The sequence below is a fragment of the Streptomyces silvae genome (genome assembly GCF_016745505.1).
Classification (GTDB): Bacteria; Actinomycetota; Actinomycetes; order Streptomycetales; family Streptomycetaceae; genus Streptomyces; species Streptomyces silvae.
On record NZ_JAERUC010000012.1, the window covers coordinates 30,174 to 50,260 of the forward strand.

23 protein-coding genes are annotated in these 20,087 nt (G+C 67.9%); 19 read left to right on the top strand and 4 right to left on the bottom strand.

Annotation, left to right across the window (positions count from 1 at the left end; all coding sequences use genetic code 11):
• Positions 1-50: 50 nt before the first annotated feature.
• From JKV81_RS01970 to JKV81_RS02025, 12 genes are all read left to right on the top strand, one after another.
• A complete protein-coding gene (locus tag JKV81_RS01970; RefSeq protein WP_109879051.1) occupies positions 51-614 on the top strand; it encodes a hypothetical protein in 564 nt (187 codons plus the stop codon).
• A gap of 10 nt (positions 615-624) precedes the next feature.
• Positions 625-1,602, top strand: coding sequence for a C40 family peptidase (locus tag JKV81_RS01975; protein WP_109879050.1), 978 nt, complete (start codon positions 625-627; stop codon positions 1,600-1,602).
• 50 nt (positions 1,603-1,652) lie between these two features.
• On the top strand, positions 1,653-1,991 hold the full coding sequence (locus JKV81_RS01980) for a DUF8827 family protein (protein ID WP_007447287.1): 339 nt from the start codon (positions 1,653-1,655) through the stop codon (positions 1,989-1,991).
• Between the two features lie 3 nt (positions 1,992-1,994).
• A complete protein-coding gene (locus JKV81_RS01985; RefSeq protein ID WP_236054995.1) occupies positions 1,995-3,305 on the top strand; it encodes a hypothetical protein in 1,311 nt (436 codons plus the stop codon).
• Positions 3,286-4,917, top strand: coding sequence for a brain acid soluble protein 1 (locus JKV81_RS01990; RefSeq protein WP_236054996.1), 1,632 nt, complete (start codon positions 3,286-3,288; stop codon positions 4,915-4,917). Before JKV81_RS01985 ends, JKV81_RS01990 begins: the two co-directional genes overlap by 20 nt.
• Positions 4,918-4,923: 6 nt before the next feature.
• Positions 4,924-6,450, top strand: a complete 1,527-nt coding sequence (locus tag JKV81_RS01995; protein WP_109879049.1) for an SCO6880 family protein — start codon at positions 4,924-4,926, stop codon at positions 6,448-6,450.
• A complete protein-coding gene (locus JKV81_RS02000; RefSeq protein ID WP_202074800.1) occupies positions 6,447-7,883 on the top strand; it encodes a putative type IV secretion/conjugal transfer ATPase in 1,437 nt (478 codons plus the stop codon). The genes JKV81_RS01995 and JKV81_RS02000 overlap by 4 nt, the downstream gene beginning before the upstream one ends.
• Positions 7,884-7,945: 62 nt before the next feature.
• On the top strand, positions 7,946-8,266 hold the full coding sequence (locus JKV81_RS02005; RefSeq protein ID WP_236054997.1) for a DUF6238 family protein: 321 nt from the start codon (positions 7,946-7,948) through the stop codon (positions 8,264-8,266).
• The gene (locus tag JKV81_RS02010) at positions 8,266-8,529 is read left to right on the top strand and encodes a hypothetical protein (protein ID WP_109879046.1); all 264 of its coding nucleotides are present in this window, start codon (positions 8,266-8,268) and stop codon (positions 8,527-8,529) included. The genes JKV81_RS02005 and JKV81_RS02010 overlap by 1 nt, the downstream gene beginning before the upstream one ends.
• A 43-nt stretch (positions 8,530-8,572) precedes the next feature.
• Complete coding sequence (locus tag JKV81_RS02015; RefSeq protein WP_109879045.1) at positions 8,573-10,021, top strand: type IV secretory system conjugative DNA transfer family protein; 1,449 nt, start codon at positions 8,573-8,575, stop codon at positions 10,019-10,021.
• Entirely contained in the window at positions 10,018-10,521 is a 504-nt protein-coding gene (locus JKV81_RS02020; protein WP_109879044.1) for a hypothetical protein, read from the top strand. The genes JKV81_RS02015 and JKV81_RS02020 overlap by 4 nt, the downstream gene beginning before the upstream one ends.
• A complete protein-coding gene (locus JKV81_RS02025; protein WP_181396646.1) occupies positions 10,518-10,952 on the top strand; it encodes a hypothetical protein in 435 nt (144 codons plus the stop codon). Before JKV81_RS02020 ends, JKV81_RS02025 begins: the two co-directional genes overlap by 4 nt.
• Positions 10,953-11,007: 55 nt before the next feature.
• On the opposite strand, the gene JKV81_RS02030 is transcribed toward JKV81_RS02025, so the two are convergent.
• From JKV81_RS02030 to JKV81_RS02045, 4 genes are all read right to left on the bottom strand, one after another.
• A complete protein-coding gene (locus JKV81_RS02030) occupies positions 11,008-11,481 on the bottom strand; it encodes a TrmO family methyltransferase domain-containing protein (RefSeq protein WP_109879043.1) in 474 nt (157 codons plus the stop codon).
• A 40-nt stretch (positions 11,482-11,521) separates the two neighbouring features.
• Positions 11,522-12,913 (bottom strand): NsdA family TPR-like regulatory protein, encoded by a 1,392-nt coding sequence (locus tag JKV81_RS02035; RefSeq protein WP_109879042.1) that lies wholly within the window; start codon positions 12,911-12,913, stop codon positions 11,522-11,524.
• Between the two features lie 158 nt (positions 12,914-13,071).
• On the bottom strand, positions 13,072-13,599 hold the full coding sequence (locus JKV81_RS02040) for a GNAT family N-acetyltransferase (RefSeq protein ID WP_109879041.1): 528 nt from the start codon (positions 13,597-13,599) through the stop codon (positions 13,072-13,074).
• Complete coding sequence (locus JKV81_RS02045; RefSeq protein ID WP_109879040.1) at positions 13,596-14,849, bottom strand: helix-turn-helix domain-containing protein; 1,254 nt, start codon at positions 14,847-14,849, stop codon at positions 13,596-13,598. Before JKV81_RS02045 ends, JKV81_RS02040 begins: the two co-directional genes overlap by 4 nt.
• Before the next feature lie 410 nt (positions 14,850-15,259).
• Between JKV81_RS02045 and JKV81_RS02050 the strand changes: the two genes are divergently transcribed.
• From JKV81_RS02050 to JKV81_RS02080, 7 genes are all read left to right on the top strand, one after another.
• Positions 15,260-15,991 (top strand): hypothetical protein, encoded by a 732-nt coding sequence (locus JKV81_RS02050; protein WP_109879039.1) that lies wholly within the window; start codon positions 15,260-15,262, stop codon positions 15,989-15,991.
• A gap of 41 nt (positions 15,992-16,032) precedes the next feature.
• Positions 16,033-16,428 (top strand): ATP-binding protein, encoded by a 396-nt coding sequence (locus JKV81_RS02055; protein WP_109879038.1) that lies wholly within the window; start codon positions 16,033-16,035, stop codon positions 16,426-16,428.
• Positions 16,428-16,847: a DUF6415 family natural product biosynthesis protein gene (locus JKV81_RS02060; RefSeq protein ID WP_109879037.1), complete on the top strand. Its 420-nt coding sequence runs from the start codon at positions 16,428-16,430 to the stop codon at positions 16,845-16,847. The genes JKV81_RS02055 and JKV81_RS02060 overlap by 1 nt, the downstream gene beginning before the upstream one ends.
• A gap of 298 nt (positions 16,848-17,145) precedes the next feature.
• Positions 17,146-17,607: a helix-turn-helix domain-containing protein gene (locus JKV81_RS02065; RefSeq protein WP_109879036.1), complete on the top strand. Its 462-nt coding sequence runs from the start codon at positions 17,146-17,148 to the stop codon at positions 17,605-17,607.
• 131 nt (positions 17,608-17,738) lie between these two features.
• Positions 17,739-18,164: a hypothetical protein gene (locus tag JKV81_RS02070; RefSeq protein WP_202074801.1), complete on the top strand. Its 426-nt coding sequence runs from the start codon at positions 17,739-17,741 to the stop codon at positions 18,162-18,164.
• A gap of 446 nt (positions 18,165-18,610) precedes the next feature.
• A complete protein-coding gene (gene fxlM / locus JKV81_RS02075; protein ID WP_109879035.1) occupies positions 18,611-19,816 on the top strand; it encodes a methyltransferase, FxLD system in 1,206 nt (401 codons plus the stop codon).
• 63 nt (positions 19,817-19,879) lie between these two features.
• Entirely contained in the window at positions 19,880-20,071 is a 192-nt protein-coding gene (locus JKV81_RS02080; RefSeq protein ID WP_109879034.1) for an FxLD family lanthipeptide, read from the top strand.
• The last annotated feature ends 16 nt before the right edge of the window (positions 20,072-20,087 follow it).

Consider the following 20,087-nt stretch of genomic DNA (forward strand, 5'->3'; position numbering starts at 1 on the left):
CCCGCATGCCTCGATCCACCCGTTTCATACCCATATCAGCCGCAATAGGTGTGGCTGGTTCCCTGGCCCTTCTGTCGACCGGCTGCTCCAGCTCGACCAACGACGCCTCCGCGGCCTCGACCGTGTCCGCGCAGCCGCACTCCGTCTCGGCGGGCATCCCCGACACGGCCACGCCGCACAGCAGCGCTACCTCCTCCTCGTCAGCTACCGGACTCCCCAAGGACGTTGAGCGGACGGCGCGGGCCTTCACTACGGCCTACGCGGAGCACGATGCCCGCGACGGTGCCGACAGCTCGTACGCGGATGCCGGCGCTCGGGCAGCCCGGCTCGCCTCGGGGGAACTCGCTGGCGTGCTCGCCCAGAAGCGGCCGAGTCAAGACGCCGCCTGGGCCGCCCTGCGGGCCGAGAAGGCACATCAGACGGCCAAGATCACGTCAGCAGTCGTCCCCGACGGCGCACCTGCGGCAACGGCCTCCTCCGCTCTCGTCCGCGTGAGCTACACCCTCACGACCGCCCCGAAGTCCGGTCACACGCGCAGCAGTAGCGAACAGCTCGCGCTCCGCCTGGAGCACACCTCCATGGGCTGGCGCGTCACCGCCTTGCCCTGGGCGTGACGGGGCCGCGATGAACAAGGGCACGCAAGCTGGCCTGGGACTCGTCACGGCCGGGCTCATCACCGGTGTCGCCATGCTGACCACGTTCGGAGGGGCCGACAGCGCCTCCGCGCAGGAAGCCGGACCGGGTGGCGGCATCACGACGGACGCTCCCGTGCCGGGCTGGGTCCGTGAGCTGATCAACAAGCACGCGGGCGAGTGCCCGCAGGTCACAGCCTCGCTCCTGGCGGCTCAGCTCTACACGGAAAGCCACTTCAACTCCGGCGCGACGTCACCCGTCGGCGCTCTCGGGATCGCCCAGTTCATGCCGGGGACCTGGGCCCAGCACGGCAAGGACGGCGACGGCGACGGGGTCAAGGACGTCCGCAACCCCGCCGACGCCATCGCCGCGCAGGCCGCGTACGACTGCACCTTGGCAAACGAGGTCAAGAAGGTGCCGGGCGACTCGACGGACAACATGCTGGCCGCGTACAACGCGGGCGGCGGAGCGGTGATCAAGTACGGCGGCATCCCCCCGTACCCCGAGACCCGCAACTACGTGCGCAGCATCCGCGCTCTGGCCTCGAAATGGGCCGACGCCGTCAGCCCGGACGCACCGGCCGGCAAGGGCGCCGCCCGCGCGATCTCGGCCGCGAAGACGGCCCTGGGCACTTGGTACCGGTGGGGCGGCAGTTGCGTCATGCCGTACGAGGGTGTGGGCGGCTGCGACTGCTCCTCGCTCACCAAGATGGCCTGGTCAGCGGCGGGAGTGAACCTGCCGCGAACCACGTACGACCAGGTCCACGCAGGGACCGCCGTCAAGGCCGTCTCCCAACTCGTCCCGGGCGACCTGCTGTTCAGCGTCCCGGGCAGCGCCGGCCCTGAGCACGTCGGCATGTACATCGGCGGCGGCCAGGTCATCGACGCACCGCACACCGGGGCTCAGGTGCGGATCAAGCCGCTCAGCTACTGGAAACCGCAGATCATCGCGATGCGGCACGTCGGCTAATCACGCCAAAGCATCCCAAACCATTCCTCACAGCACCAAGGGGCTAAACCATGCACAACCTCCTTTCTGCCGCTGCCGATCCCTCCCTGCACACGACCCTCGCCGCCGGAGCCGATGTTGTGTCCGGCGTGAAGCCGGACTGGGGCCCCTTCGGGAAGCTCGGCGGCACGGCGAAGGTCATCCTGGGTGTCATCGCCGCCGTCGTCCTCGTCGTCGGCGCCGGTGCCTTCCTCGCCGGTGTCGGCAAGTCGAAGGGGTGGTTCGGTGAGGGCCACTCCACGATGGACAGCTCGCGCGGCAAGGGCATGATGGTCGGCGGCCTGACCTGCGTCTTCCTCGTGGCCAGCTTCGGCACCATCTTCGCCATCACGTACGGCATGGGTGTGTAACCCATGCCTATCCGATCCCGGAGGAACGTTTCCTCCTCGAAAGCCAGCGGAGCGCGCCGCTCGTCGGCCAAGCTCTGGGGCATCGCGGCTGGCGGCGCAGCCGTGGTCACCGCGGCCGGGGTGGTCGTCAGCATGACGACGGGCACCCCTCCGGCCACGGCACCCTCCGAGTCGGCACCCGCCCACTCGGCTCCGCAGGCGAGCGGGGAAGGCGTGCGGGAGCTGCACGGCGTCCCCGTCGGCTACCCGCACACTCGATCCGGCGCCAAGGCGGCAGCGGCCAACTACACGACGGTCAGCGGGAGCTCGCAGTTTCTCGCGGACAAGGACGCGCGGCACCGTGCGGTGGCAGTTATGGCGGCCAAGGGCTCGGCTGATGCGGCGGTGAAGAAGGCCGACCACGCTGCCGAGGACGCGGTCGCCTCCCTGCGGGGCGACACCTCCAAGGTCTCCGTGAAGAAGACCGTCGCGCGTACCGGTGTCCTCTCGGCGCATGTCCTGGGCTTCGACGCCCACGGGGCGATGGTGCGGCTGTGGACGACGACGGTTCGCGGCAGCACGGCCGGGCACGCGACACCGAAGACGGGTTTCCAGTCGGTGACGGTCACCCTCACCTGGGAGTCCGACGACTGGAAGCTGAAGGACAGTTCGGCCTCGACGGGACTGGTCGCTCCGATCGACGTGCGGCAGGCATCCAACGTACCGGGCGACTTCTCGGACTACGTTCCGGCCGCTGCAGAAGACCCCGTGCTGAGCGGCGCCGAAGACCGCAGTGGATTCCCGGCACCGTACGGACACAACGAGCGCGGCGCGCGTGCCGCTGCCGTCAGCGCCACCATGCTCTACGGCGACCCTCGGTTCTTCACCGATGAGGACTGGCGGCACCGGATGCTGTCGGCCACGGCCGCGTCGAGCGTGCTGCACTCGGTCACCTCGGACACCGACTCGACGGCTCGTCTGGTCATGGAGAACCGCGGTGTCGGCGCGGACGGGACGACCGTCGACGGCAGCGAGCTGATCACGCGGACGGCGGCGCTCGCCACCCGCTCGATCTCCTACTCCGACCAGGCCGCGAGCGTGGAGCTGTGGACGGCGTCGGTGGGGGGCGTCGCCGGGAAGGACGAGACGCAGCGCCCGCAGGTCGCCTTCCTGCGGATGACCGTGGATCTGGTCTGGGAGGACGGCACCTGGAAGACGACGGCCGTCACGCCGTCCGAACCGCTCGTGCCGTCTCCGCCGGCCATGCAGGAGGCGGCCCCGGCCGACAGCTTCGCGGACGTGGGGGGTGCCAGCAATGCGCCTGCGACTGCGTGACGACGCCCCCGGCCTGCTGACCATCGAGCGGGGAGCGCCGGGTCGCTGGCGCCGCCGCCTCCAGGCGGTGGCGATGGTCAACGTGGTCATCGGGTTCGTGTTCGTGCCCTCGGCGGTGGCCAATCCCTTCTGCTACATCCCGATGGTGTGTGAGGCGAAGGCGGCCATCGACTTCGTCAAGGACCCGCTGGGGTTCCTGCTCCAGAAGCTCACCGAGGCGAACATCTGGTTCCTGCGCAAGATGCTGGAGCTGATCCAGAACACCACGAAGATCGACCTGACGAGCCCCGGCTTCCTGAAGCAGTACGCGATCATCTTCGCGGCCTCCAGCCTGCTCACCGTGGCCCTCTGGTTGATCGCCGTGGCCAAGCGAGCGGTCCGCGGAGTCGCCCTGACCACCGCCGTGTCCGAGGCGATTGGCTTCCTGCTCCTCCAGTTCGTGGTCAACGCCCTGACGCCGGGCGCGATCGCGCTGCTGATGAAGGCCATCGACGAAGTCACGGCCGTCTTCGAGCCGTACGCGACGAGCAACTTCAAACCGTTCCTGGAGAACATCCTCAAGGTCATGGCGGCCAACCCCACGGAGGGTGTGGGACAGCTGCTGGTCGTCAACCTCATCATGATGTGCGGCGCCCTGCTGATGTGGATCGAGCTGCTGATCCGCAGCGCGGCCATCTACGTGGCCGTCGCGCTCGGGCCGATCGTTAACGCCGGGCTGGTCGATCGCGACCTGTGGGGCAAGTCGAAGAAGTGGTTCGGCGCCATCTTCGCCATCGGCCTGAGTAAGCCGATCTTGTTCGCTCTGCTGGGCCTGGGCGGCGCGATCCTCAGCGACACCTCGGGGAGCATGTCCGACGCGGTCTCCAAGACCCTGGTCGGCGCGTTGATCCTCCTGCTCGCCGTCTTCGCGTCCGCCACGCTCTACAAGTGGGTGCCCGCATTCGGCGACGAGATGGCCAGCCTCCACCATGACCGGAAGAGTGCACAGTCCTCCGGCCCGGCCGCCGCGATCGACGGCCCCGCCCAGCACGCCAACAGGGCGATGGGTGCTCGTGTCCAGGACTCCTTGGTGGGCGGCTCCAAGACCGCTGGCGCGAAGACCGCTGGCGCGAAGATGGGCGGCGGAACTGCTGTGGCCGGACCGGTCGCGGCCGGGGCCGCCATTGCCAAGGCCGGCGTCGACATGGCGAAGAACAAGGCCACCAGCTCCCCGGGTGCGCAGGGCACCGACGCCGCAGGCGGCGGCAAGCCCGAACAGCCCGAAAGCCAGCAGGGCGGCGAGGACACCGCCGGAACGTCCGGCGCACCGGCCGCCGCTCGTCCCCAGGGAGCGACCTCCGACCCGGTCGTCAGCTCTTCTCCGGACTGGTCCTCGGCCGGTGGCCACGCCTCGGCCGGACGCGCACCGGAAGCCAGCGGGGCACCGAGCACAGCACAGCTGTCCTTCCCGCCGTCAACCGGCGCGGGAACCTCGGGCCCGCCAGCGCCCGCCTCCCTGTCCCCCGCATCAGGAACCACCTCGGGCTCCGGGCCCTCCGTCACGCCCCCGCCGCCGTCGCGGCCCTCGGGCGGCCAGGCACCCGGACGACCGAACCCCAGCAAGGATCAGTGACCTTCCATGTCGACTCGTACGTATCAGTTCGGAAAGCACCGCCCCACAGGGCTGGTCGGCCGCCGAGACCTCGGCGAACAGGTCGTCCTCGGCGGCGGCGCCGTCACCGGCATCCTCTTCGGCTACCTCTTCAACGGCGTGACGGCCATCGCCGCAACGTGCCTGGTCCTGCCGATCCTGCTCGCCCTGGTCATCGTGTACGCCCCGTACCGGCCCAAGGGCACGTCCCAGCGGCGCACCTTCTACCGCTGGTGGCGGATCAACCGCTACCACCGCAAGGCGCTCCGCCGTACCGGCGGCGTGTGGGTGTCCCCGGCCGTCGAAGCCGGCGTGCGCCGCAACGGCACGCCCCCGGACGCCGCTCTTGTGGAACCGGAAGGCGTCACGGGCATGACGTGGGTTCCTGTCACGGTCCGCGGTCAGCAGGCCGTCGTAGTCCTCCAGCCGGAGGCCGGGTGCGTCACAGCCACTCTGGAGATCGCTTCGCCCGGCCTCGGCGGCAAGGAAGTCGGTGAGCAGATCGTGGCCCTGGAGCGCTGGGGCGAACTCCTCGACGCGTTCGGGAACGTCGAAGAACACCCGGTGAAGCGCATCCAGGTCCTGGCCCGGCAGATGAAGTCGGACCCCTACGCCCACCAGCGTTACATCGCGCAGCGCGACGAGTCGGCCGCGACGACGGACGCCCCGCAGTGGCTGAAGGACTCGTACGACGTACTGGCCAACGCCGTCTCCACCAGCGCCGAGGAACACCGCTACTACATCACCATCCACGCCCGGTTCACCCGCGACCTGGCGGCCGAGGGCGCCGCCCGCGGCACTGGTGACGAAGGGATCGCCGCGGCCATGGCCGCGTACCTGGATGAGCTGTGGTCCCGCGCGGAGGACGCCGACCTCTCCGTGATCGCACCCCTGGACGAAGGCCGGATGACCGCGTTCATCCGCAACTCCTACGACCCTGACCACGCCATCTGGGACACCGACCTCCGACAGGCGCACGCCTTCCCCCGCAACGTCGACGTCCGCGACGGTGCCCACGTTGCCACCCGCGCGGCAGGCTCCACGGACAGCTGGTACCACGCCACGGCCGCCGTCGTCGGATGGCCCACGAGCCCTGTCGGCCCCGACTTCCTCTCGCCTCTGCTGATCGGGATGCCCGACGTCATCCGCACCATCTCCATCACGCAGCAGCTCGAACCTAACGACAAGGCCGTGGAGCGGATGCTCGCGGAGGACACGAACAACCAGGCCGAGATCGACCGCGACCGGAAGCGCGGCAAGAACATCGACCCGCGGGACCAGATCGCCGCCAGCGCTACCGGGTCACGCGGCATGACCCTGGCCTCCTCCGGCGCGGCCGGCTCCGCCGTCGTCGGCTACATCACCATCTCCTCGCGCAGCGCCGAAGAGCTGGAGCGCACCAAGCGCACCACCGCCTCCCGCGCCCGCAACGCGCACCTGCGGATCGAATGGCTTGACCTCGAACACGCCCGTGCCTTCGCCACGACCCTTCCCCTCGCTGGAGGCATCAAGTGACCGACCTCCTCGGCCTCGCCCCGCTGTCGCCGATGTACGAGACGGTGCGCCGTCCCCTCTACACCGAGACGACCACCAGCCAGGCCCTGTACCTGCCGATCGCCCCGCCGACCCTCGGCACGGCGGGCGCGATCATCGGCCGGGAGCTGTACTCGGGCAAGGCGTTCATCTACTGCCCGTTCTCGGCGTTCGGTGACTGTCTGCCCGGCGGCAACATGATCGTCATGGGGGACACGGGCCGGGGCAAGTCGGCCCTGACCAAGACGTACGCGGCCCGGCAGATCCGCCTCGGGCGTCAGGTCGTCGTCCTCGACACCAAGGAGCAGAAGGAGCGCGAGGAAGGCGAGTGGGCCGCGCTCGGCCGCTCGCTGACCGGCAAGGCCCCGGTGAAGTTCGCGCCCGGTGGCGGCCGTGGTGCCTCGTGTATCAACCCGATGGACCCGGCCATCGCGGGCAAGCGGCAAGTCGAGCTGGTGCGGACGATCGTTGAACTCGGTCTCGGCAAGGCCCTGGACGAGTTCGCCGGCTCTGCCCTGCGGATCGCGATCCGCAGGGCCCACCAGCGGGCGGGAGAACTCGGCCGCACCCCGGTCCTGGCCGACGTCTCCGCCGCGCTGCGATCCCCGGAGGAGTCCGACGCGACGGCCAAGAAGCGTACGCGGGACGAACTGCTCGGTGACGGCCTGGAGGCGTCCTACGTCCTGGACCGGCTCTGCGGCAGCGAACAGGACGACACCGGCGACCTGACGGGCATGCTCGACGGCCCGACCAGCCTGGGCGTGGATCTCGACGCCGACATGATCGTTTTTGACCTGACCAAGGTTCCGTCGGGCGGCGTCGCCATGACCATCCTCGTCGCCGTGATCTCGGTCTTCCTCGAAGAGGTCTGGCTGCGCCCGCTGTGCGAATGCGGGACGGAGCCGGGGCAGCACGACCGCGTCGTGGTCGACGCGAACTCCGGGGCCTGGGAGCTGGGGCCGAACCCCGGCTCCGGCTGCCGCCGCTACACGCAGCGCAAGCGCATCCTCGTCTGCGAGGAAGCCTGGCACATCCTCGGGACCCCTCAACTCGCTTCGCTGCTTGAGAAGTTCCTGAAATTCGCGCGGGGATACGGGCTGAGCTGCATCTTCATCGTCCATCACCTGTCCGACATCGACGACAGCCCAGAGACCCAAGCGGCGTTGAAGATGGCCGACACCATCGTGATCTACAGCCAGAAGAAGGCTGAGGCGGAAGCGACGGTGGCCCGGCTGGGTCTGCCGTCCTGGACGGCCGAGCACATCATGCGCCTGCGCCGTGGGATCGCGCTGTGGAAGGTCGGCGAGGTGATCTACCCCGGCGTCCAGCACCTCTTGGTGGAGGCAGAACAGCACCTGTGCTTCTCCTCCGGCTCGATGACCGACCTGACCAGCACCTCCCCGGACGCCGAATGAGCGGATACCACCGCCCCTCGACCGCCGACCCCTTCCACACAGACTCGGAACGAGCCCCCGCCATGACCGCCACCACCGACCACACCACGCTTCCCGCCGACGAGCGCGCGGTGCGACAGGACATCGACCAGCTGCACGCCGAAGCGCTCGACCTCGCACGGCGCATGAAGGAACTGGCCCTCGTCCTGGACCACGGCGACTACTCCGCCGCTGGAGGACGCGTACGTACGGCCGTCGCCCACATCTGGCGAGCCGCCGAGGACCTACACAGCGCCTTCCACACCGCGCCCCCGCGCTGTGCCGGGCCCGACGCGTCGATGTCGCGGCTGTGCGGCCGGCGGATGCGCTACCTGGCGGCCCGCGTCGCCCGGAGGGCCGAGTAATGGACATCATGCCCGGCGGCATCTCCCTTGTCCTGTACGCCGTGACGGCCGTGTGCGCGGTAGCCCTGGTGACGCTCTGGTTCCTGCTGAACCGCGGACGGCGCAACGCCGGATTCGCGAGCAAGGGACAGCTCAAGCGCCAGATGTCGGCCAAAGCAGTCCTGAAGGCCACCGAGATCCGCCCCTCCCTCACCAGCGACGACCGCCACCCCAGCCGCGCAACCGGGGTGAGCTTCGCGAAGGACCGCCCCGCCGGTCGCTGACCCTCTTTCCTTGTCACCCGCCCACCTCCCTCCGGAGTACGTCATGCACCACCCCCTCGATCCTCACGATTTCGGCTACTCGCTGGGCACGTCGCAGCGCCCGAAGGGCGTCGAGCTGTGGTCCCGCGCCGACAAGGCATGCCGGGTCATCGGCCCGATGGGCAGTGGAAAGACTCTGCGGTTCTTCGCCCCGCTCGTCCGCCGCTGGGCCGGGCCGGTCCTGGCCACCTCGACCAAGCCCGATCTGGTCGAACTGACCCTCGACGCGCGGCAGCGGGACGGTCGCCCCGTCGCCGTCTTCGACCCGCAGAACATCGCGCCGAGCCTCCCGCGCTTCCGGTGGACGCCGATCAACGGCGCAGCCGACACGGAGGTGGCGATGATGCGCGGGAAGGCGTTCGTCGCGGGGTCGCGCACCCCCAACGGTGCGGCACAGTCCAGCGAGGGCAGCGCCTTCTACAAGGGGCAGGCGTCCAAGATCCTCGCCGCCTTCTTCCACGCCGCCGCCCTCGACGGCGCCTCACTCGACTGGGTTCTGCGTTGGGCCCGCAAGCTGACCGACCCGGCACCCCTCGGCATCCTCAACGCTCACCCGGGCGCCGGCCCCGGCTGGGCGGACATGCTTCGCACGGCCACCACTGGCGACAGCCGCACCGTCGGCAACACCGCCTCGACCCTCGACGCGGCTCTCGAACCCTTCATGCACCAGTCGGTGATCAATGCCCTTCAGGGAGACGGAGGGGACCCCACGGACTTCGGCGCGTTCCTCGACGCCGGGGGCACCCTCTATCTCCTCGGCAAGGACAGCGAGGTGAACAGCGTCGCGCCGCTGACCACCGCGATAGCCGAAGACCTTCTGGATTTCGCGGAGGCACACGCCCTCGCGTCCCCGGCCGGGCGGCTCGACCCCGCACTGCTCGCGGCCTTGGACGAGGCGCCGAACATCGCGCCTATCCCCTCCCTCCGCCAACGCGTCGCCGACGGTCGGGGCCGAGGCATCACAGTGGTCTACGGCCTCCAGGCGTGGGCGTCGGCTCGTGCCCGTTTCGGCGAGGACACCGCCAAGGAGCTGGCGGCCTTCACCAACAACGTCATCGTCCTGCCCGGGGACAAGGACCCGGACTTCCTGAAGGACATGTCCGACCTGTGTGGTCAGGTCGAGCGAGAGCGCACGACGAAGACCACGTCCGGCGGAGACCGCGGCGGCCACTCGACGGCCACGCACATGGCGCTCGAACCCGTCCTTCGAGGAGACGAGATCAAGGGCCTCCCCGAGGGGCACGCCCTGGTCCTCGCGGACAACCTCCCGCCGATCGTCTCCCGGCTCGACGGCATGTGGACCTGGGATTCCTGGGCCGAGATCGAGGGTCACGTCCGTGACCTTCGAGCCGCCAATGAAGCCGAGCGGACCCGGCGGGCTACGGAGAAGAGGAACCAGGCCAAGGCCCACGCGGTGGCGTGGGCCGGCCGTGAAGGAGCGGCTGCCGCATGATCGAGACCCTGACCCACTTCGAGCCCTTTCCCGAACCGCCCGCACTGATCTTGGAGTACATCGCGGAACGGAGCACGGAGGAGTCCGTGGCCGCCGACGGTCCCGTCCCGTGGGACATCGGCGCCCTGTCAGCAGAGCTGATCAAGCCGATGCCCGCGTGGCTCGATTCCGTGTGCCGCTGGCTGAACCGGACGTACGCCTGGCAGCCGCAGGACGTCATCCCGCCCTGCTGGGCGAAGCACGAGGGCCTGGCATACGAGATCGCGGCCCTGGCCTTCGCCAGGGGAGACGCGTACGCGGAGGCGGGCTCGTCCGTGATCTGGCACGAGCAGTACGACCGCTTCCTCACCCGAATGAACAAGTCGTTGGGCAAAGCAGGCGACGAATGCCGCGTCGGCAGGCACGACGACCGTCCGGCGCGTTTCCAGCTCGCGGCCTGGCCCACGGCCAAGGACGAGAGGGCGGGAGTTTCGGAACGAGTCCAGGAGATGGCCGGATGATGGCGGACCCGAGCATGGTCTTCTCGACCGACCCGCGTTACGGACTGGTGGCGCGAAGCGGCTGGGAGCAGGAGGAGGCTCGAACCGTCCTCCGCGATTTGGGATGGGTCTGGGAGGAGGAACTGCACGCACTCGTTCAGCCGGACAACGTGTCGGCGGTCGAGGCCGGCGTTCAGGCCGTGGAAGAGCTGCACCTACACGGCCACCACACTGGCTATTCGATGGGTCCGTACGGCCCAATGCTGCTGACTCTGGATCGTGCCGAGACTGTCATCACCAAGGAGGTTGGTTGCGACACCCTCGACGGGCCGACGCCTGAAATGGTGACGACGGGCTCGCGCGATGGGTCCCACCTAGCGTCGACCGATGCCGTGGCCCTCCCGCCTCAAGAGCCGGATGTTGCAGATGAGTTCGAAGGGCCCAGTCTGTAGCGCCCCCATGTGGAAGACCACTTGCCAGCCAGCCGAAGCCTCCCGTGCGGCCGATTCAGCTCCTTCTTGCCCAGTAGTCCACCAGCATCTCGCTCGGCCAGACGGGCTCGCGGACTGGGCCGCGCGGCCCCATCTCGCTGAAGAACGGGGACACGTCGTAAATCTTCGTCCCGACCACCGCGTCCAGATCGGTCACTCGGAGCCGAAGGCCGTCGACCTCCAACAAGCGAGGGAAGCTCTGCGCAAGCTGGTTAGGGCGCCGATGGTTGCGGTGCGCGAACGTTCCCGTGGCAGGCCACTGCGCGTTACCGCGCGGGCTCCGGGCGTGGTACTCGACGTCGTCGGGCGACGACTGATCGAAGTGCCACACCACCACCAAGTGGGAGAACTCCTCCAGGCCCTGAACGGAGTCGATGGGGAACTCGTCCTTGTTGAGCTGGATCACGGACTCGACTCCGCCCCAGTAGTCATCGGCCACCTCGCTGCGACCAGCGATGACTTCCCCGATCGGCTGGATCTCCAAGGCCACGGGCCCGTCCCCCTCGACTCGAATGCACAGACGCTGGCGATCAATCTACTTGGGCAAGATACGAGGCAGCTCGGGCATCGAGTACCCCGACCACGGGGATGCCGCGCTTGCGGTAGGGCGACAGCAGGTGTCGCATGTCGATGACTCTCTGCCGCGCGCGGCCGGAGTAGATCCCGTCCTCCATCGCGTCCAGGACGCTGGTCCACGTTGCGCACGCCTCTTCCACGCCGCCCTGGGCGATCTGCGTCGCGCCCATGTACCCGAGGGTGACCGCGTGCGTGCGCCGGAACGCAGCACCGCGTGTACGCACGGAGCGGCGAAATTCTTTCACTGCCCGCCGCTGATCGCCCATGTCCCTTAATGTGCAGGCCGTCTCATGGGCGAGGGACGCCTCTCCGAAGAAGAACGTCCGGTCGGGCTCCTTGATCCCGTCGTGTGCGTTGGAGAGGTCATCTTCGGCTCGCAACAGGGCCTTCGCCGCCCGGTCGTTGTGTCGGTTCGCTGCGAGAGCCCGCGCGTGCACCACGCCCAGGAGCGCTCGCTCTCGCGGGGTGGCGGCTGCGTACCGCTGCCCGTGCACCGAAGCCCGCGCGAGTTGGAGAGCTTCGTGGCGAAACCCCATGTCGAGGGCTTGGTGGGCCATGGCTCTCAGGATGTGCCCGCTCAAGGGTGCGTCGCCGGACCGGGCTGCCAGTTTTACCGCGATGTTGAATCGCTGGAGCGCAATGGCGTGCTCGCTGTTGTCAAAGGCCATCCAGCCCGACACGTAGGCCAGTTCTGCCGAGGCAGAGAACATGGCGCGCCGGGTCCCGTCGTCGGCGAAGCGTCCTCGGAGGAAGCTGTGAACGTCGTTCTTCAGGTACTCGTCGACGGCCCGCCGGCCATGTCCGCCTCCGCGCCGTTGGTCCATGCGCGAGAACGCGAGGGTCAGTTCCCGTACGGTCTCGACGTCCCCGTGGCCGACCCGCTTCCGAGCCGCGGTCTCCTCGACCGGTGGCTCGGCCATGGCCTGCCACCACTCCGCGTCCGGCAAGATCAGAGACGCCGCAGAGTACACGCCGCCTGCCAGCAGTCGACGCCGGTCCGTGTTCACGCCATTCCCCAAGTCGCTCAGCGCGATCAGAGGATCGACGCGCCAGTCCAGCGCCTCCTGCGCTGGCGAGGTGGCGGCTGCGAACCCGATCTCTTGTGGCGTGATCTCACGCTTCAATCGACGGGACAGCGCCTGGCACAAGATAGCGGGAGCGACCCCTGATGCCTGGACGCCTCCCACCCACATGCTCACGTGGGAGCGTCCGATCTTGGAGTTCTCCAGCACTTCGCCGTTCAGCGTTTCGGCGGCGACACGGTTGTATGCGGCGGTGGCCTGAGCCCGTGACCAGCCCGCTTCCAAGAGGAGCGAGGCCAGCCGCTCATTTCTCTCGCGCGCCATTCTGCGCCCCCGAACCAGAAAACGATCTTTGACCACGTTGACCGACCCGCCCCGCCGGGTAGCACGGGGAGGGGCAGACACTCAACGTAGTGCTCAACTAAGCACTGGCGCAGAGAAGATGTCGCAAAGTCACCCGGTCTGAAGCCCGTGCCTCGGCGCTAGGAACGGAGATCCCGAACCATCACGGCATAGACCGGAGAGTCGGCGAACGGCTGCTGCTCACCGGTCTTGCGGTAACCCCACCGTTCGTAGAGGTCCTGCACCTTTGGGTGAGTCACGTCGACCAGGAGTACAGCAAGATCCTCGTTACGCCTGCTCAGCAGCGCCTCGTGCAGTCGATCCGCGATTCCTTGCTTGCGCCACTTCGGCCGCACCATGACCTCGGAGACTGCGTAGGTCGCGGTGTAGCCGTTGTTCGGTTCGAACGCAGTCGAGCGCCACCACTCGCGGCCGACTTGCAGCGGCGCGCCGTACGCGAACCCCGTCGGCTCCTCATCCTCGAAGGCGACGACGCACGTGAAGCCGTCCATGCCGGACCAGTGGTCGACGAACCACGGGAATCGTTGGTTGAACTCGTTGTCCATCGCTTCGGCATAGGAATCGGCGTGCACGTCGATCAGCATCTGCTTGAAGCCCTCGGGGAGGCTTCCATGGTTGTAGTGGCGCAGGTCGATCAGCCTGGTCACACTCGACTCCATTCTTCTCGCATACGGTCTGCCCAGTCCCGTGCGTACGCCGTGGAGGGCGCCAGCCGGAACAGGTCTCGGTGGAAATCCCCGATCAGGGTGCGCATCCGTCCTGGAAGAGGAGCGCCATCCATGGTCTGGAAGACAGTGGCCGCGGTCTCCGTTGCCCGCTCGGGCTCACCTTGGCGGAGCTGCGCGAGGGCGAGTTGGCATGTCGCCAGGGCTCGGTTGCGCTGGAACTCCGCCGGGATCTTGGCGAGGGCTCGATGGGCCATGGCCTCGGCGGGGGCCGCTTCTCCGTTGCGGTTGAGGATGACGGCGGCAAGATGGTTGAGCTCAGCTGGACCGTAGAACGCAGTCCAGCGAGGCCGCTCGTCCGGTGCCGCTTTCCGCAGGGTCTCCTGCGCTGATTCCAGAGCCCGTTTAGCCGCTCTTGGATCGCCGAGTGATGAGTGAGCAAGCGCGAGACGTACCCGCCCCATGGAGCTGAAGAAGGGGTCCCTACGAGCCGCCTTCGAGGCGTTGGCCGCCTGGGCAGCCGCTAGTTGCTCAGGCCAGTTCTTCCGCTGGTAGGCGAGCATCGCAACGTTGATCCACACCCGCATTCCGGTCGCGGAATCCTGGGACAGTCCCGCGAAGGTAGTGGACTCGTGGAGGTGTGCCTGCGCTGTGTCCAGCTCCCTCAGGTCGATGCAGGCCCAGGCCGCGATAGTCGTGTACTCGGCGGCGAGGGCGTACAAGGCGCGGCGCACACTTTCGCTGGCGTTTCGCTGTTGAAGTTCCAGGATCTTGGCCCGGCCGTCGATGGCTGCGGCAGCAAGGGATCGGTGTCCGCCCTGACGGTCGTCCGCTTCGACGAGCTTGTTCATGCCGGCGGAGGCTCGATCCACGTCCGTCATGCTTACCGAACGACGCTGTTTTCCGAGGGGTACAGCGCTGGCCGCCGTTCCTGTGGTGGCAACGATGAAGTCACGACGCCGCACGGGGCCCTCCGGAGGATGTTGCATGGTGCTGGGGGTGTGGAACCCCAGGTCCGCCACGGGGCAGCCGAACACACGCTCAAGTGCAGCGCAAGTACGGCCGATTGGCCGCCGAGTCGTCCCGTTGAGCAGGTTCCGGATCGTGCGCGACGACATGTCCCCAGGCCTGCCTGCGATCTCCAGAAGTGCCTGGTTGCAGCGATCAGCCAACTCGTCCTGGGTTAAGTCGAGTTCATCCATCCGCTTCTTCAGGATGACGTTCACTCCCATGCACTGAAAGTAGTACCGCCACTACCGAGCTGCCCAGAAACTTGGCAATGGGAACGCAAAGTCTTCCGGTCTATAGGGATGCACGAACCTCGGACTATTCCTGTCGCTCGGTCACCGAGAGTCGTTGACTGAGTATCAGCCGTCACACCGCACATCGGCGTAGAAGGCAACTCAGCACGGCGACGTACCAACCTGGTGGTCATTGTTGATCTTTGACCACCTTGACCACCTCCAAGCCCTTGACCCCATTCCGGGCTCAGCGGATTGGCGGTTCGCTCTTGTAGGCCAGCTACCAGACGAGCGGGAGCACTCCACATGAACGCCTCCACTGGCACAACCGACACAGCGAGCGCCGACCGCTTGGCCAGCATCGGCCTGCCGTGGAACCGCTTCACCCTGGGGAGGTCGTAATGCCGCTCGCTCTTGCCGACAGGCTGACGGAGTACCTGGACAGAGCCGCTTATGTCTACCAGTGGCCGCTGTATGCGCCTCCGGAACCGTGGAGCCCGGAGCCCGCCCGACCGCGCAAAGCGCCGGCATGGATGGAAGCCGAGCGTCGGGCCTCTCTGCGGTGGCGCACGGACGAGATCCGCATCACGCCCGATCCGATCGTGAGGCTCGGGGTCGCGCGTCGTGAAGTCCTTGACCACCGTCTCGCGCACCTCGAAGCTCACGGCCGAACCCCCCGTGTCTGCCTGTACTCCTTAAACCCGTTGCGGGAGCGGCCAGCGCCCTCGTTCGCTGCGCCCCGTGCCTATGCCACCGACGAGGGCTGGCGGATCGGCGCCGATCTATGCATTGCGGACCGGCTCCGCAAGACGGACCCGATGCACCGCCCCGGCTGGCGCTGGGTGCTGCATCTGGTGCACGCCGGGCACATTGATGGCGTCGTGGCTCTGGCTCACACGGACATCAGCCCGCACCTGGACGAGTACGAACTCCAGCTCGACCTGATGGCTCACTACGGCGGGTTCGTGGCGCTCGTGACGCCGGAGAGCGCAGGGGCGAAGCGTCGAGTGACACCGCCGGCGAAGGCACCCGAGCTCACGTACGGAGTGCCCGTCGGCGAGGTGCGAAGTGCGCGACGCAACAGCGCTGCACGACACATCCTCTCCCATTGCTCTCAACTGGGAGGAGCATGATGGGCCCCGCAACGTCTGCAGTAGTCGTGACCGCGTGTGAAATGCAGCAGAGCATCGGCTCCGGATTCGCAGTCGCCTTCACCCCGGACGAGTGCCGCGTCTCAGACATGCGCAAGATCACTGCGGCCTACCTAAAACTTTGGCGAGTACCGGAGTCGACCGCCGAGAACGTGATCCTCGCGGTGTCGGAACTCGTGACCAACGGCATCAGGCACGGACACGGCGACGTAGGGCTGAAAGCCGTCTGCGCCGACGGCGGACTCCGGATCGAGGTCACGGACGGCAACCCGAACCCGGCCCAGCTCGCCCAGGCGGAAGACGACGACCTGTCCGGCCGCGGCCTCTTCCTCGTCGCAGTCCTCGCCCACAACTGGGGAGTCAGCGACGACGGCCACACCACGTGGTGCGTCTTCCGCCTCTCCTCGGGGAGGAACTGATGACCGCCCTGATGTACGAAAGCACTGCACCATTACCCGTCGCAGCATTCGCCAACGACGAGGAGACAGCCAGCCGAGTCGACCTCGGCCTGCGCCGCTTCCTCGCCTCCGACGCGGTCACCGTCGCCCTGTACGACGACCTGGAGACCGTCCTCGGCGAGAACGCTGCGCGCCTCTCCCCTGAGGACAGCGCGGTTATCTCGGCCCGGCTGAGGGACGTGGCCCCGACGCTCAATGATGTGGTGGCGCGCCTGCTGAAGACCTACCCATCGGAGATGGACGACGTCATGGCCCGAAGCAGCGAGTTCCCCGGCCCGGAGGGTGCCCACGGGCACCTGGTGCGCTTCGCCAGCTCGATCCTCACCGTCCTCGACCTGATGGGCGAACTCGCCGTGCTGAGGGAGGTCGACCCCTCATGACGCATTCCCCCACCCCAGACGTCGGGCTGCTTCCCCCTGCGGCCCGACTCCCCGCCCGGCGCTGGGAAAACACGGCTCCACACGTCCCCCGACGGGAGCCGCAGCGCCCCAGCGCTGGGCGGAACACCCTCCGCATCACCCTCGCTGCGATTCTCTGCGCGCTCATATCCGCTGGACTGCTTCGCTCCCCTCGCCGTCGGCCAGACCCCGCCATACACGACTTGGTAGCCGCTGATGAGGCGCGGTTCGTTGAGCTGTGCCTCCATATCGCTCGTACCCGCCAGAGAGGAGTACAGCAGTGACAACGATCGCGAGGATCACCCTCGCCCCCAGGGAACGACAGATCATCGAGGGTCTGCGCGATGGCAGCACCATCGCTGTCGTCGCCCACGGCCTCAAGATCCGGGAGGGCACGGCAGCCGGCTACCTCAAGTTGGCCAAGCGGAAGCTGCACGGAGTGAGCGATAACGCCACCGCTATTGCCGTCGGCTACGCCACCGAAGCCATCGACCGCCCGGAGCTGCTCGCCCCAGAAGGGCTGTACCTGCCCCTTGCGCAGCGTCAACTCATCCCGTTCATCGCGAGGGGAATGCGCTCCGCGCAGATGGCCACCGAGCTGAAGCGGCCCGTCAACATCGTTCGCCGAGACGGGCGGGACCTGATGACCAACCTCGGATCCAAGAACCCCGCTCACATCGTCACGCGGGCGTGGCAGTGCCAGATCCTCACGGCAGATCAGGTGATCTCATGGCTCCGCTGATTCCACTACGTCATGAGATCCCTCGCAGCACGGGGCGGTGCCAGAGTCTGCGGACCGTAGCACGTAGCGCACAAATCGCTCTGTCCGCCTTGAACCTGCCGTCACCGAGATCTGAAAGTCCGCGGATTTCTGTGGGGTCGGGCCAAGCACATGAGCACACGACTTCACTCACCTCCCCGGTTCCCGACAAGGTCGAGGTCCTGGCCCTCGTGGAAGCAGCGCTGTCCTGGGACGTAGACAGCCCCGCTCTCCCTACGGTCAAGAACGCCCTCGCCATGGCACAGCAGTTCACGGACTTCGGCCGGATCGTCGCCGACGACTTGGAAGCCAAGCTGCTCGGCCTCCCCGCGGACTTCTGCATCGGTGCACGGGCAACTCTTGGCGAGGCCAGCAGGCGCCTCTACCTAAGACCTCTCGCCCAGACCGCTGCCCCACGGTCAGCCGCCCACCGCGCACAGAATCTTGCTCGGCTCGTCCAGGCGCTGAGCCGCGCGTTCGGTGAGGTCTACCGCGAGCAAGTCCGCTCCCGCTCAGTCCAGGCACCACAACGGGAGTGACCCCCAAGGACTGGGGTCTCCTCTCGGTCGCGTGGACCTTCGTGCCCGTGCACGAGGACCCGAGAGCGTCACGAGGAGGCGGCGCCGGGAGAGCGCGCCCCGGTCGCGTTCCGTGGGGGAGCTTACGGCCAGCCCTCTCGACCGCTCGCCAGTCGCAACGACAGGTGAGTGCACGACCCGGCTCCCAGCCTGAAAGGACGGCTCGGTGCCGGAGGAAGCGTGTGGGGAGGAGCCGTCTCCCTGTGGTCCCTCCCCGCACCGAAATGATCAAGAACGAGAGAGAGAAGGGTAATGCCGCCTCATCTGGAACCCATATCGAGCCACTTCACGCGCTATCCGCGCCCGCGGCGCGTAGTCAGCCTCGGAAACCCGAGCCCTGACTAGCGTCCTTGCCGCAGCGCCATGCCGGCACCACGCCCCAGCCCTTCGACGAATCAGGTCATCGCATGACTACCACTGACACCTCCGCCGTCCGCGATCCCGACGCACTGCGTGAGGACATGCTGCGCGCCCTGCATGAGCAAGACGGGATCAAGTCCGAGGCCGTCGCCGCCGCGTTCGCAGCGGTGCCGAGGCATCTGTTCGCCCCCGACGCACCGCCGGAGCTTGCCTACGATCTGCACAAGACCGTGCCGGTCAAGACGGACGAGAACGGTCTGAGCCTCAGCGTCATGTCTACGGCCCACCTCCAGGCCGTCATGCTGGAACAGGCCGAGGTCCGGCCCGGCATGAATGTCCTGGAAGTCGGGTCCGGTGGCGTCAACGCCGCCTATCTGCAGGAGCTTGTCGGGAGTACGGGAAACGTCACCACCGTCGACATCGACAGCGACGTCATCGACCGGGCCCGCAAGTGCCTGGATACCACCGGATACACCCAGGTCAAGACGGTAGTGGCTGATGGAGAGAACGGGGTTCCTGAGGGTGCCCCGTACGACCGGATCATCGTGACCGTCGAAGCCTGGGACATCCCGCCGTCCTGGGTGGGCGGCCTGGCCGAGCAGGGACGGATCGTCGTGCCCCTCAAGGTCCGAGGCACCACTCGCTCGATCGCCTTCGACCGTGAGGGCAACAACCTGGTCAGCCGCTCCTACAGCTTGGCGCACTTCGTGCCCATGCAGGGCGAAGGCGCCGCCGCGGAGCGCAAGGTCATGCTGCGGGAAGGCGTCGCGTTGCAGACGGACGACGACCGTGTGCCCCTGGAGCGCGAAGCGCTCAGCGCGGCCCTGAGCATGCCCCGGCTGGAGCGTTGGTCCGGCGCTGCGTATGACCTGCCCGACGAGCTGGAACTGTTTCTCACCCTGAACCTGCCGAGCCCGGCCCGGCTCCACGCTTCCGAGGACATCGTCGCGAGCGGGCTCGTGGAGGCGTCCGCACTCAAGGGCGTGCCCGCCCTGGTGAGCGGGGACAGCATCGCCTACCGCACCCGCCGCGAGAACAGCGAGACCGACGGGTTCGAGAGCGGCGTGATCGCCCACGGCCCGCAGGCCGAAGCGCTCGCCGAGGTGTACGCGGACCTGCTCCGCCGCTGGGCGCAGAACTACCGCCGGCGGGGAGCTGCGACGTTCCGCTACCTGCCGGGCCCTGCTCCCGCCCCCCTGCCCAAGGGCGCCGCACTGCGACGCCACGGCGTCGTCACGGCGACCTGGGCCTAAGACTCCGGGGCTCTCGGGCCTCGGGACCGTGCACTACCAGTCAACTGCCCAAGGAGGCAACGCATGACCGTACAGATGGAGCGCCCGCTGACGCCCGCGCAGTCGGTCGTCACCCCGAAGTCGTCCGGTGAGACGGCGGACTGGGAGCTCGACATCACCATCGTCGAAGGTGGCCCCGCCGCAGACCAGCTCATCCGCCTGACGGGCGACGGCTGCAACTCGACGTGCGCCACCGCGTGCACGAGCTGCCCGTAAGCAGCACCGACCCCCT